At 58.3% G+C, this 12412-nt stretch carries 12 protein-coding genes; 9 read left to right on the top strand and 3 right to left on the bottom strand.

Going from position 1 to position 12412, the window contains the following annotated elements; genetic code table 11:
• The first annotated feature begins 44 nt into the window (after positions 1-44).
• The 5 genes from DXY38_RS00660 to DXY38_RS00640 are packed head-to-tail and all read left to right on the top strand — an operon-like array spanning position 45 to position 4121.
• A complete protein-coding gene (locus DXY38_RS00660) occupies positions 45-812 on the top strand; it encodes a PspA/IM30 family protein (protein WP_006853486.1) in 768 nt (255 codons plus the stop codon).
• A 57-nt stretch (positions 813-869) separates the two neighbouring features.
• Positions 870-1196: a thioredoxin gene (gene trxA, locus DXY38_RS00655; protein WP_115070042.1), complete on the top strand. Its 327-nt coding sequence runs from the start codon at positions 870-872 to the stop codon at positions 1194-1196.
• Positions 1183-2376, top strand: coding sequence for an aminotransferase class I/II-fold pyridoxal phosphate-dependent enzyme (locus DXY38_RS00650; RefSeq protein ID WP_115070041.1), 1194 nt, complete (start codon positions 1183-1185; stop codon positions 2374-2376). The genes trxA and DXY38_RS00650 overlap by 14 nt, the downstream gene beginning before the upstream one ends.
• Positions 2355-3158 carry a biotin--[acetyl-CoA-carboxylase] ligase gene (locus DXY38_RS00645; protein ID WP_371410973.1) on the top strand — a complete coding sequence of 268 codons (804 nt, stop codon included), beginning with the start codon at positions 2355-2357 and terminating at the stop codon, positions 3156-3158. The genes DXY38_RS00650 and DXY38_RS00645 overlap by 22 nt, the downstream gene beginning before the upstream one ends.
• A 15-nt stretch (positions 3159-3173) precedes the next feature.
• Entirely contained in the window at positions 3174-4121 is a 948-nt protein-coding gene (locus DXY38_RS00640; protein ID WP_115070040.1) for a M23 family metallopeptidase, read from the top strand.
• A gap of 5 nt (positions 4122-4126) precedes the next feature.
• Here DXY38_RS00640 and DXY38_RS00635 read toward each other — a convergent pair whose 3' ends face one another.
• From DXY38_RS00635 to DXY38_RS00625, 3 genes are read right to left on the bottom strand one after another with little or no spacing between them, the layout of a single operon-like run.
• Positions 4127-4879 carry a response regulator transcription factor gene (locus tag DXY38_RS00635; RefSeq protein WP_115070081.1) on the bottom strand — a complete coding sequence of 251 codons (753 nt, stop codon included), beginning with the start codon at positions 4877-4879 and terminating at the stop codon, positions 4127-4129.
• Positions 4880-4897: 18 nt separating this feature from the next.
• The gene (locus DXY38_RS00630; RefSeq protein WP_115070039.1) at positions 4898-5641 is read right to left on the bottom strand and encodes an ABC transporter ATP-binding protein; all 744 of its coding nucleotides are present in this window, start codon (positions 5639-5641) and stop codon (positions 4898-4900) included.
• Entirely contained in the window at positions 5634-7205 is a 1572-nt protein-coding gene (locus tag DXY38_RS00625) for an NAD(P)H-quinone oxidoreductase subunit N (RefSeq protein ID WP_115070038.1), read from the bottom strand. Before DXY38_RS00625 ends, DXY38_RS00630 begins: the two co-directional genes overlap by 8 nt.
• Before the next feature lie 126 nt (positions 7206-7331).
• Between DXY38_RS00625 and topA the strand changes: the two genes are divergently transcribed.
• Genes topA through DXY38_RS00605 form a run of 4 tightly spaced genes read left to right on the top strand, consistent with a single transcriptional unit; the run spans position 7332 to position 12409 of the window.
• Entirely contained in the window at positions 7332-10049 is a 2718-nt protein-coding gene (topA, locus tag DXY38_RS00620) for a type I DNA topoisomerase (protein WP_115070080.1), read from the top strand.
• Positions 10050-10069: 20 nt separating this feature from the next.
• Positions 10070-10570 (top strand): hypothetical protein, encoded by a 501-nt coding sequence (locus DXY38_RS00615; RefSeq protein WP_244278938.1) that lies wholly within the window; start codon positions 10070-10072, stop codon positions 10568-10570.
• Between the two features lie 5 nt (positions 10571-10575).
• Positions 10576-11220 (top strand): DUF2232 domain-containing protein, encoded by a 645-nt coding sequence (locus DXY38_RS00610; protein WP_115070036.1) that lies wholly within the window; start codon positions 10576-10578, stop codon positions 11218-11220.
• Entirely contained in the window at positions 11192-12409 is a 1218-nt protein-coding gene (locus DXY38_RS00605) for a nicotinate-nucleotide--dimethylbenzimidazole phosphoribosyltransferase (RefSeq protein WP_115070035.1), read from the top strand. Before DXY38_RS00610 ends, DXY38_RS00605 begins: the two co-directional genes overlap by 29 nt.
• Positions 12410-12412 lie beyond the last annotated feature (3 nt).

Genomic DNA, 12412 nt, shown 5'->3' with positions numbered 1-12412 from the left:
AGGTGCTCCAGCTCGCTAATCTCTGGCAGTGCTCGCACCGATTCATGGGTTTCTTCGACCGGCTTAGCCGTCTGCTGCGCGCCAACCTCAATGATCTCGTTAGCAAAGCGGAGGATCCCGTCAAGATCCTCGATCAAGCCGTCTCCGACATGCAAGACGACCTGGTCAAGCTCCGACAGGCTGTTGCCATGGCGATCGCCAGTCAAAAACGGCTCAAGAACCAAGCAGAGCAGGCCGAGTCTCAAGCCCGTACCTGGTACGAGCGCGCCGAACTTGCCCTCAAGAAAAACGAGGATGACCTGGCACGCGAAGCCCTGACGCGTCGCAAAACCTTCCAAGAAACGGCCACATCTCTTGGCAGCCAAGTTCAGGCCCAAGGGGCTCAAGTGGAAACCCTCAAGAAAAGCTTGGTCGCTCTAGAGGGAAAGATTGCCGAGGCTCGAACCAAGAAAGACATGCTTAAAGCCCGGGCTCAAGCCGCCCAGGCCCAACAGCAGCTCCAGAGCGCTGTTGGCAGCATGGGAACGAACTCAGCCATGGCTGCCTTCGAGCGCATGGAAGACAAGGTTCAATCTCTGGAAGCCAGCAGCCAAGCGGCCGCTGAACTCGCCGGCGCGGACCTTGATAGCCAGTTCGCGGCGCTTGAAGGTGGCGACGATGTGGACGACGAACTTGCCGCTCTGAGAAAGCAGGTGGAGGGAGGCGCAGAGGCTGCCGCTCTGCCCGCAGCAGACTCCGAGGTGAAACCCGTGAAGGTGGAAGAGGTGGATGCCGATCTGGAGGAGCTGCGGCGATCTATCGACAAACTGTGATGAATCAACGCCTTCAGCGGCCGAGTCCATAGGATTCATTCAGTTCCAAAATCGCCCGTGTCTTCAGCTGTTTCCGACTTCACAGATGCAGCGTTCGAGCAGGAGGTGTTGGCTGCATCCACGACCGTTTTGGTTGACTTCTGGGCCCCATGGTGTGGCCCCTGCCGGTTGATGGCACCGTTGATGGACTGGGCTGCTGAGACCTACCCCGAACGCCTTTTGGTTGGAAAACTTGAAGTGGATGGCAATCCGATCACCCGCGATGGCTTCAAGGTTCAAGGCATTCCAACCCTGATCCTGTTCCGCAACGGCCAGGAGATCGCTCGACACGAAGGGGCCATTGCCCGTCCTCAGCTGCAAGCCTTCCTGGATGCTCACCTCTAAGCGTCTGGCCCGGCTCGGCAGCGGCGTGTTTGATCGCAACGATCAGCGCAAGCGCTCGTACCAGCTCGGGGACGCCCAACAACAGCAACCGCTGATCGACCTTTCCCTGGGATGCACCGATCTGCTTCCCCCTCCGGCCGCCGTCCAGGCCATGGGGGACCTTCTCCAGGAGCCCAGAAGCGCGGCGTACTGTTTGCACGCGGCAACGGCCTCGTTTCGAGAGGCCGCCGCGGCCTGGTGTGAGCAGCGTCTGGGTGTGGCTGTGGATCCTGAGCGAGAGGTTCTTCTCCTGGTTGGATCTCAAGAGGGAACCGCCCATTTACCCCTGACGGTGTTGGATCCAGGGGATCAAGCCCTGATTCTTGATCCGTCTTACCCCTCCCATCGCGGAGGCCTTGAATTAGCCGATGCCTCGATCCAGACCCTGCCCCTCACGCCGGAGCGAGGTTGGGCACCGGACTTCAAAGCGATTACAGAGAGTCAGTGGGATCAACTGCGTTTATTGATTCTGGGTTTTCCCCATAACCCCACAGCCTGCGTTGGCGAACAATCCTGGCTTGATGAAGCGATGCATCAAGGCCACCACCATGATCTAGTCATCGCCCACGACAATCCCTATCTAGACCTAGCGCTTGAGGGAGAAGCACCGTCCCTTTTGCGTTGTCCCCACTGGCGCGAACGCGGGATCGAATTCTTTTCGCTGTCCAAGGGATGGTGCTTGGGCGGGTTTCGTCTGGCATTCGCCATCGGAGCCGAACCTCTGATTACGGCCTTGCGGCAGGCCAAAAGCGTGATCGATTTCAATCAATGTCAGGCGCTGCAGCAGGGAGCTGTTGTGGCCCTCTCGGAGCACGCTGATTGGCCAGCCAATCTCCTGCCCATCTATCGAGAACGGCGCGATCGCACGCGCGCTGCACTGGCTGCTCTTGGATGGTCGATCCCATTGCCAACGATGGCCCTTTATCTCTGGATGCCCCTCCCGGCCTGGGCCCGCTCAAAAGGATGGGGAGACGAGCAGATGGCCACTCAACTTCTGGAACATTGCGGGGTTGTGGTCACACCTGGCTCCGGGTTTGGAGAAGCGGGGCGTGATTGGCTACGCCTTGCCTTGGTCCGTCCAGCTGACGAACTTGAAGCGACCGTCGCACGACTCGCTCCTTGGTGGCAGCAGCAGTGCTGAACCATCAGCTGCGTGGCGGAGGAGGGTTACTCCATCGCCTTCGCAGACATCAAGCTGCGGCTTGGAGGCTCCAATGCAAACCAGTTTGTGCCAGCACCGAACTGGAGTTGAACCACTGGCTTCAAGCGGTGCCCTGGCGCGGAGAATGGCCTCGAGCTGTTCTGGCCGATCATCAAACCAGAGGGCAGGGGCAGCGCGGCCGGCGCTGGGAGGCAGCCCGTGGAGGGGTGTGGATCAGTGCCGCCCTTCCCTGGGATGCAAGCGGCGGCCATGCCGACATGCTCGGGCTGATCGTGGCACTGGCCTTGGCTGAACGCCTGGAGCAAGAGGGGCTCCCCGTGCGAATCAAGTGGCCCAACGATCTCCTAATCGATTCGCGCAAACTGGCTGGAATGCTTCCTCGACTGGTGTTTCGTGGAGGCCGCTTGCGCATGGTGCGCATCGGCATCGGCTTGAATGTGGCCAATCCCAGTCCCATGGGGGCTGTTGCCCTGCGCGAACTCCTACCGCCTGGTCGTGCACGACGCGATTTTTGGACGGTGGAGGTGTTAAGAGCATTGGGCCGCGTCCAGACCCTGGCAAACCGTCCAGAGGTTGTGCGCCGTGGCATCGAAAACCGCCTTTGGGCCCATCAGGTTCAGGATCCTCAGAGCGGGGAGACCTGGGACATTCAAGGATTGGCCTCGAATGGAGCACTGCAACTTGGCCAAGGAACCCGGACCGCCAGCTGGACCCGCTGGCCTGATGGCACCCTTGACAATCTCTACAATCTCGCCAGATAAGACGTTTGAAACGAAGTGGTTCTGCGCTGGCTTACTGCTCCCTTGCTGCTGACCCTGCCCTCTGCTCCTCAGACCCCTCAAGCCCTTCCCATACCACAAGCGCCCCTCCTTCCTCCCGCTGAACGTCGCGTCAAGCCACCCCAACGCTTTGATCGCTCGCTGGAGTCCCTCGAACGCAACCAAATCATTACGCCCCAGGAGCGGCGAACGCTGGAAAGAGGAGCCGTTGCCAAGCCCATCGATGTGCCGCGCTTTCAACAAGCCTGTCGTAGTGGCGCTCTGTCCAAGCGTGAATGCGCCACTGGCGTCGCCTTTCGTGGGCGTTCCAATCGCGCAACCTTCAGCCAAACGAATCGGCGCCTCGCGCCCATCGCCGTGCCGGTTTCTGCACTTCTTGCAGGAGCCGGACATGGCTTTCGCTTGGAATCCGTCTTCTCCGTTTCGCCCAGACCTCTTGCGATCGCTGGCAATGGTGATCAGCGCCTGCTCTTTCCCATCATCGGCTCTGCCATCACCACAAGTGAATTCGGAATGCGCCAGCATCCCGTGATCGGCCAATGGTTGATGCATGCAGGAAAAGACCTGGCCGCCCCAGAAGGCACTCCTGTGATTGCGGCCCTCTCAGGCACGGTGATGAGTAGCGGACTCGCCGGGGGGTATGGCATTGCTGTGGAACTGGAGCACACGTCCCCCACACGGCGCACGCTCTACGGGCATCTTTCAGAGATCTACGTGAAATCCGGGCAAAAGGTCCAACAAGGTGAGGTGATTGGAAGGGTCGGAAGCACCGGCCTCAGCACAGGACCTCATCTTCATTTCGAACTGAGAATGAAACAAGGAAATGGCTGGGTAGCCAAAGATCCCGGCGAACTCGATCTCAACCCAATCGCAGCGTCTGGCACTGATGCCGTTTCCTTGCTCGTGGGGCAACTGATGAACAGTCTCGAAAGGAATAAAGCCTGAAATTTTTATGAATCTGAGGAATGACTTTCGTCTCTTAAAATAAATCCAACACCGCGGAGCGTGTGAATCAAAGCCGGAAGATCTTTGCTTTCTACTTTTTGCCTTAAGTAACGTATATAAACGTCGAGCAAATTGTCATCTCCATAAAAATCATCTCCCCAAACACCCTTCATAATTTCAGATCTTTCCAACACCTTTCCACTGCCACGCATCAAGAAACAAAGCAACTCATATTCTTTCACCGAAAGCTGAATCCTTTGCCCAGAACGATGCACATCCCTTGTCTGGGTATTCAGCGTCAAACCTCCAACAGACAAGAATGTGGACTCGGCATCTCTGCCTTTTCCGGATCCTGAGAAGCCTTGAGCTCTGCGCTGCATCGCTCTCAAGCGAGCCATCAATTCTTCAATTGAAAAAGGTTTTACCAAATAGTCATCAACTCCAGCATCCAGGGCTTTAACGCGATCAGAAATATCATCGTGCCCCGTTAACATCAAGATTGGAGTCGTTACTCCACTGCTGCGAATTCGCTGGCAAATATCTACGCCTGAAAAATCTGGAAGGTTCCAATCCAGAACAATGAGATCAGGCTCGGGTTGACTTCTGGCTTTGATCAATCCGGTCGCGCCATCAGCTGCGACCTCAACCTCATATCCTTCAACGTCCAACTCCAATCTCAACAACTCCGTCAAGCGGACTTCGTCATCCACAAGCAGAATTCGAATCGTTTGATCAGAGGGTTCTGGCAACTGGGCCATTATCAAGCTTTTATCCATTTACTGAGGGGAAGGCGTTTGAAGGCCTGGGTTAACGCGGTTTTCTGCCACGCGCTCGACCTTACCGTCGCGAAAGTGAATCACAGTCTGAGCACGCGCTGCCACATCGTCTTCATGGGTGACGAGAACGATCGTGATGCCTTGAGCGTGCAACTCATCAAACAAGTTCAAAACGTCGTTCGTCGTGCGTGAATCCAAGGCCCCTGTGGGTTCATCAGCGAGGAGGAGCGCTGGCTTGTTGATGATTGCTCTGGCGATAGCCACCCGCTGCTGCTGACCACCCGACAGTTGGTTGGGGCGATTCTCCATCCTTTGCCCAAGGCCAACCTGTTGCAGGGCTGCCCTAGCCCTTTTCTCCCGCTCCGATGGAGGGAGGCCGGCATAGATCATTGGCAGCATCACATTCTCCAGTGCTGTCGCATGGGGGAGGAGATGGAACTGCTGAAAGACAAAACCCAGTTCCTTATTGCGCAGATCGGCCAACGCATCGTCATCAAGCCGCTCCACAGCACTCCCATTGAGGCAGTAGGAGCCGCTGGTGGGTCGGTCCAGGCAGCCCAGAACATTCATCGCCGTGCTCTTGCCCGATCCACTCGCACCCATCACGGCCAAGTAATCACCCCGCAGCACATCCAGATCAAGCCCATTGAGAGCTTTGACCTCCGTTTCTCCAGATCCATAGACCTTGCTGACATCTCGAAGCTGAGCCACCGATGGACGGGCATCATCCAAGAGATCAGCCAAGGGACGCTCCCGAGGAGTTAGCAATCGCCTGCTGCAACAAAGGGGTGCCAGCCACCGTGCTGCTAGCCCATTCGAACAGAGGGTTGGACAAGATTCCGCCCACTGCTGTCACCACGACACAGAGCACGAGCGCCACCCTCAACGGTGGAAGTCCGATCGTGCTCCAGTTAATCGGTGGATAGGCCTTCACAACGTCTGAAGCCTCTTGAGGCTCCTTCACCACCATCATCTTGATGACCCCGATGTAGTAGTAGATCGAAATCACCGAAGTCACGAGGCCAACCACAACCAAGACGTACTGGTGGTCCGCCCAGCCCGCAAAAAACAAATAAATCTTCCCGAAGAAACCAAGCATTGGTGGAATGCCACCAAGGGATAGGAGGCAGAGACTCAGACCAAGCGTGATTAAGGGATCTTTCTGATAAAGACCGGCATAGTCAGAAATTCGGTCGCTTCCCGTTCTGATCGAGAACAGGATGATGCAAGCGAATGCACCAAGGTTCATAAACAGATAGGTGGCCATGTAAAGCACCATGGCGGCGAAGCCGTCTTCCGTGCCGCACACCAGACCGATCATCACGAATCCGGCCTGCCCAATCGAGCTGTACGCCAGCATCCTCTTCATGGAGGTCTGGGCTAGGGCCACCACGTTGCCCAGCGTCATGCTGAGGATCGCCAAAACGGTGAAGAGGAGTTTCCATTGCGTGTCGAAAGTTCCAAAACAGCCAACGAGAAGTCGCAGGGCTAGGGCAAAACCTGCAGCCTTCGAGCCCACGGACAAGAAGGCCACAACCGGGGTGGGTGATCCCTCGTAAACATCAGGCGTCCACTGGTGGAAAGGAACAGCTGCAATCTTGAAAGCCACCGTGGCGAGCACAAACACCAGCGCAAGAGCGGCCAATGGGGTGGGGCTGGTCACCAGAGCCGTACCGATCACTTCCAAGCTGGTTGAGCCACTCAGGCCGTACAGCAGCGACGCTCCGTAAAGGAACACAGCCGCCGCCGCAGAACCCACCAGGAGATATTTGAGCGCCGCTTCAGAACTTCGCGCATCACGCTTCATGTACCCGGACAACAGGTAACTGGCCACGGACAGCGTCTCGAGAGACACGAAAACGCTCACCAGATCTGTGGCACCGCAAAGGAACATTCCGCCCAAGGTGGCGGCCAGCAGGATGGCTGCATATTCCCCAACGGGCGTGCCACTTTGCTCGGCGTATCGCCAGCTGATCAGGAGCGACAGCAGGGTGGAGAGGGCAACAACAGCCCGGAACGCAATCGCGAGGTGGTCGGAAAGAAACGCCCCTAAAAACGAAGGTTCAAGGGGTTGATTCCACTGCAGGGCCAGCAGAACCAAAGCCGTCCCCAACCCCGCGTAGCAGATGGGTGGAACCCAGCGAACTGAAACTTTTTCCCCCGCTAGATCCACCAACAACGTGGCAATCATGGCCACCAAAACAGCGGCCTCAGGCCCCACCGTGCCGGCATGCAAAGCGAGATTGAGCAGCTCTCCAGGAGCTGCCACGGCCTGGGTGGAGAGAAGCAGAGCACCCAACTCGGACATGGCGAGTCTGGTAAAACCAATTAGAGGGACTGTAACTGCGCTCCTGCTCTTCCCTGAGTGAATTCGCTGATTTCGCTGCAGAAAGCTCGGCGGTGCGATAAAGAAGGGGACGGTTACCGACCCCCCGTGGCGAACACCCTGGTCATCGTTGAAAGCCCCACAAAGGCGCGCACCATCCGTGGATTCCTCCCCAAGGGCTATCGGGTGGAAGCTTCGATGGGCCATGTGCGGGATCTGCCGAACAACGCAAGTGAGATCCCCGCAGCTCAAAAAGGTCAGAAGTGGGCCAACCTCGGAGTCAACACAGAGGCGAACTTTGAACCTCTTTATGTGGTCCCGAAGGACAAGAAAAAAATTGTGCGCGAGCTCAAAGACGCCCTGAAGGGCGTTGATGAACTGCTGCTGGCAACGGACGAAGATCGCGAAGGTGAAAGCATCAGTTGGCACCTGCTCCAGCTGTTGTCACCCAAGGTCCCCGTGAAACGAATGGTGTTTCACGAGATCACGAAAGAAGCGATTTCCAGGGCACTCGATGACACGCGTGAGCTGGATATGGAGCTGGTGCATGCCCAGGAAACCAGAAGAATTCTCGACCGATTGGTGGGGTACACCCTCTCGCCCCTGTTGTGGAAGAAAGTTGCTTGGGGGCTTTCGGCCGGACGTGTTCAATCCGTCGCTGTCCGACTGCTCGTACAGCGAGAGCGAGCAAGACGCGCCTTTCGCAGTGGCAGCTACTGGGATCTGAAAGCTGCGCTCGAGCAGCAGAGCCTCCGCTTTGATGCCAAGCTCACCCACCTCGGCGGGACGAAAGTCGCCACCGGCACTGACTTTGATGAAAGCACCGGCGGCCTCAAACAGGGCAGCAAGGTGCGCCTCCTGAGCGAAGACGACGCTCGCTCCCTGTCGCTTGCCCTGAAATCGTCGGACTGGACCGTCTCCTCGGTCGAGGAAAAGCCCACGGTGCGCAGGCCCGTTCCGCCGTTCACAACCAGCACCCTGCAGCAGGAATCGAATCGCAAATTGCGTCTCTCCGCGAGAGAGACGATGCGCTGCGCTCAGGGCCTCTACGAACGCGGTTTCATCACCTACATGCGCACCGATTCGGTGCATCTCTCCGATCAAGCCATTACGGCGGCGCGCAGCTGTGTGGAATCGCGCTACGGCAAGGAGTATCTGAGCAAGGGGCCCAGGCAGTTCAGCACCAAGTCACGCAATGCCCAGGAAGCCCATGAGGCGATCCGACCTTCAGGTGAGAGCTTCCGCGCTCCGTCCGAAACAGGCCTCGAAGGGCGTGATCTGTCGTTGTATGAGCTGATTTGGAAGCGCACAGTCGCGAGCCAAATGGCCGAAGCCCGGCTCACCATGCTCGCGGTGGACCTCACCGTGGGAGAAGCCGTGTTCCGCTCCAGTGGAAAACGCATTGATTTCCCTGGCTTTTTCCGCGCCTACGTCGAGGGCAGCGACGATCCTGATGCGGCGTTAGAAGGCCAGGAAGTGTTGTTGCCGGCCCTGAAAATTGGGGACTCACCCAAGGTTCATGACGTCGAAGCGCTCGGACACCAAACCCAGCCGCCTGCTCGTTTCAGCGAGGCCTCCCTCGTGAAAATGCTGGAGAAAGAGGGCATCGGTCGTCCCTCCACCTACGCCAGCATCATCGGCACGATCGTGGATCGAGGCTATTCCTCGCTCAACAACAATTCGCTCACCCCAAGTTTCACAGCCTTTGCCGTAACCGCTCTGCTGGAAGAGCATTTTCCTGATCTGGTGGATACCGGGTTTACGGCCCGCATGGAAACCACGCTGGATGAAATCTCCACCGGGAAAGTGCAATGGCTGCCCTACTTGGATGGATTTTTCAAAGGCGACGAAGGACTGGAGTCCTTGGTCCAAAAACGCGAGGGAGACATCGACCCGGGAGCATCACGCACGATCGACCTCGAAGGCTTGCCTTGCGTGGTCAGGATCGGGCGATACGGCGCTTATCTCGAATCCAAACGCGTTGGTGACGACGGAGAAGAGGAGCTGATCAAGGCGAACCTGCCTATGGACGTGACCCCAGGAGAACTGGATCACGAACAAGCAGAGCTGATCCTGAAGCACAAAGCCGATGGTCCAGAAGCACTCGGCGAGGATCCAGAAACGGGCGATCTGGTTTACCTGCTCTTCGGCCAATACGGGCCTTACGTGCAGAAAGGTCAGGTCAGCGATGAGAATCCCAAGCCGAAACGGGCCTCCTTGCCGAAAGGGGTGAAGCCCGAAGATCTGAAGTTGGATGATGCGCTCGGACTCCTGCGCTTGCCCCGTCTCCTGGGCGAACATCCAGAGAGCGGCAAGGTTCAGGCTGGCTTGGGTCGCTTTGGCCCCTACGTGGTTTGGGACAAGGGGAAAGGCGAAAAGGACTACCGCTCCCTCAAGGGCGATGACGACGTGCTCGCCGTTGGGCTGAGCCGAGCCCTGGAACTGCTCGCCATGCCAAAACGTGGACGCGGGGGAAGGACGGCGCTCAAGGATCTTGGAAAACCGGAGGGAAGCGAAGAGACCGTGCAGGTCTTTGATGGCCCCTACGGCCTTTACGTGAAGCAGGGAAAAGTGAATGCGTCATTGCCGGAAGGCAAGGGCGCCGACGACATCACCTTGAAGGAGGCCATCGAACTCCTCGACGCCAAAGCCGCTACCAAAAAAACGTCACGACGCAAAACCTCAACGGCCAAAACCACCACCAAGGCCAAAAGCACCGCCAAAGCCAAGACCGCCAAACCTGCTGCCCGTAAAGCGCCGGCGACGACCAAAACCGGGCGTCTTCGCGCGAGTGCCGTGCGCGTCATCCGTCCTGGTGACGCTTAATGCGCGCGCGGTGGTTGCTGATGCCGCTGCTGCTTGCCTTGCAGGCCTGCTCAGGTACCACCTTTGGGGAGAGGCTTGCCGATAGCTTCGATTCACCAGGCGCACCCGCCGCGGCCGAGGAGACAGCAAGTTCCAATGTGGAGCAGGAAACAACCTCCGCAGTAAAGGAACCGGAGAGAGCTGAAGACCAGCCCGTCAAGAACAAGGCGACAGCTGCGAAAACGTCTGAAGAGCAAGCATCCGAAGCGAAAACATCGGAGCCGGAAGACGAGGAGACAGGTCCTTCGGAAGCGAAGACTCCGCAGGGAAAGACCAACGTCCAAACCAACCCGATACCCGCCGAGCCTCGGCCCTATCGCATCACGATTCGATTGGCTGCCGCTGATCCTGCAGCACCAGCGGAAAGTGTCACGGATGCCTTACGCCGCGCCGGAATTGGCTTCGAAGTCGAAACGATTGAGAAAATCCCTTCGCTTCAAACCTCAAAAAAAGCCGCTAGCGACAGCCCAGGACAGCCTTAAACGTGATGGAACCGCAACTCAGCCGTCGACAGGCTCTACGCATGATGGAGGCCTCTTACCTCGCGGCGGCGGCAGCCTTGATTTGGCTGGCTCTGTATTACCTGCCGATCGGTGGAGCCCTGTTCCGTCTTGCCCTCCCTCTGCCCCTGGCGCTGCTGCTCGTGCGTCGGGGCAGTCGGGCTGGGCTTGAGGGCGTCGTCGTAGCGATTCTGCTGCTGGTGGTGCTGATGGGGCCTCTGCGCGGGCCGCTGATGCTGTTTCCCTACGGAATGCTGTCGCTCTGGCTCGGGTGGTGCTGGCAGAAAAAGGTGAGCTGGTGGATCAGCTGGGGGCTTGGTGTCGTCATTGGAGCTGCTGGATTTCTCGTGAGGGTGGTCGCGCTGTCCCTGATGGTGGGCGAGAACCTTTGGGTGGTGATCACCAGAGCCGGAGCCGGACTGCTCGATCGTGTCCTCGAGTTGCTGCAGCTGCCCCTCGCTCCTGATCTGCTGTTGGTGCAAGCCATGGCCATCACGCTCGTCGTAGTGCAGCAGCTCGTTTATGTGCTGGCTCTCCACGCTTTGGCCTACTGGATCTTTCCCCGTCTCCAAGCTCCGATTCCTGAACCTCCTCCCCTGCTCCATGGCCTGGTCGCCCTCGACCCTCTTTGAGCACCCAGCGGGATGCACCCGCCTTTCCGGTCCAGCATCCGAGTTTTGGTCGGGTGCTATCCACCGCTTTTGGTCTGATCCCGAACCCGCTCCTGATCTTTTACTCCTGCTGTCCTCCACGTTGACCGCAGAGGTGGAGGGCATCTCTGCCGCGGGTGCCACCTCGGAATCACGCCGCTACACCGCGATTGCTGACGCTGAATTGCTGCTTTATGGGCCCTCACATCGGCCTCGCTGGCCATTGCCGCCCCTTCCGGCCGGCGTCTCACCAGCGTTGATCAGTTGGGTGGCTGCGGAGGCGGTCAAGATTCAGCCCTGGGTGGGTTCGATCGGACTGTCCAAGACGCCTCCCTTCGCGCATCTGCGCTTTGAGAAGCCTGAGCTTGGTCCAGCCGCATGCATCAGCAGCGGGCATGCCATGACACCTCAGAGAGTTCTGCAGCTGCTCAACCAAGGCCAACGGTTCGGTGAACGTTTGCGCCACCCGCTCGTGCTTGCTGAATGTGTCCCCGGAGGGACCACCACAGCGTTAGCTGTTCTTTGCGGTCTTGGCATTCCCGCCCATGACCTGATCAGCGGGAGTGCCATCCATCCACCAATGGCCTTAAAACGAGACCTGGTGCGTCAGGGGCTGCAATCGGCAGAGCTCAGCGCCACGCCTTCCGCTCAGGAGCTCTTAGCTGCCGTGGGAGATCCTTTTCAGGCCTTTGCGGCCGGGTTACTGATCGGATCGCTCAAGAGCCGTCAACCCCTCCTCTTGGCTGGGGGCAGTCAAATGGCGGCGGTGCTGGCACTCGCTCTCAACATGGTGTCGAGCAAACAGCGTCGCTTGCTTTCCAAGCAAGTGCTGATTGGCACAACGGCCTGGTTGGCTGGAGAAGTGCTCCCGCCCAGCGGGAGCAAACGCGCATCCCTGGTCGAGCTGCTGGCATTACTGGAAAATCATTTCGATGTTTCCATCTGTGCGTTGGCGAGTGGCCTGCGCTTTCAGGGCAGTCGACACCTCGCGCTGCGTGATTACGAGCTCGGACACGTGAAAGAGGGCGTGGGTGCCGGAGGTCTCGCCTTGCTAGCGCAGCTGCGTGGACTGTCCTTGGAGCGCATCAGCCAGGCGTGCGACAACGCCATGGATCAATTGCTCGAATCCGAGCGCAAACAGCAGGAATCTCCAAGGGATCCCGCCCCGTAAGGT

This window comes from Synechococcus sp. UW179B (assembly GCF_900474245.1).
GTDB lineage: Bacteria > Cyanobacteriota > Cyanobacteriia > PCC-6307 > Cyanobiaceae > Synechococcus_C.
This window is presented reverse-complemented; position numbering and strand designations above follow the sequence as displayed.

What these genes read in the sequence shown, in the direction of transcription:
- DXY38_RS00660 (WP_006853486.1), top strand. Translation starts at nt 45, where the DNA reads ATGGGTTTCTTCGACCGGCTTAGCCGTCTGCTGCGCGCCAACCTCAAT.
- DXY38_RS00650 (WP_115070041.1), top strand. Translation starts at nt 1,183, where the DNA reads ATGCTCACCTCTAAGCGTCTGGCCCGGCTCGGCAGCGGCGTGTTTGAT.
- DXY38_RS00635 (WP_115070081.1), bottom strand. Translation starts at nt 4,879, where the DNA reads ATGGCCCAGTTGCCAGAACCCTCTGATCAAACGATTCGAATTCTGCTT.
- DXY38_RS00625 (WP_115070038.1), bottom strand. Translation starts at nt 7,205, where the DNA reads ATGTCCGAGTTGGGTGCTCTGCTTCTCTCCACCCAGGCCGTGGCAGCT.
- DXY38_RS00615 (WP_244278938.1), top strand. Translation starts at nt 10,070, where the DNA reads ATGCCGCTGCTGCTTGCCTTGCAGGCCTGCTCAGGTACCACCTTTGGG.
- DXY38_RS00610 (WP_115070036.1), top strand. Translation starts at nt 10,576, where the DNA reads ATGGAACCGCAACTCAGCCGTCGACAGGCTCTACGCATGATGGAGGCC.
- DXY38_RS00605 (WP_115070035.1), top strand. Translation starts at nt 11,192, where the DNA reads ATGGCCTGGTCGCCCTCGACCCTCTTTGAGCACCCAGCGGGATGCACC.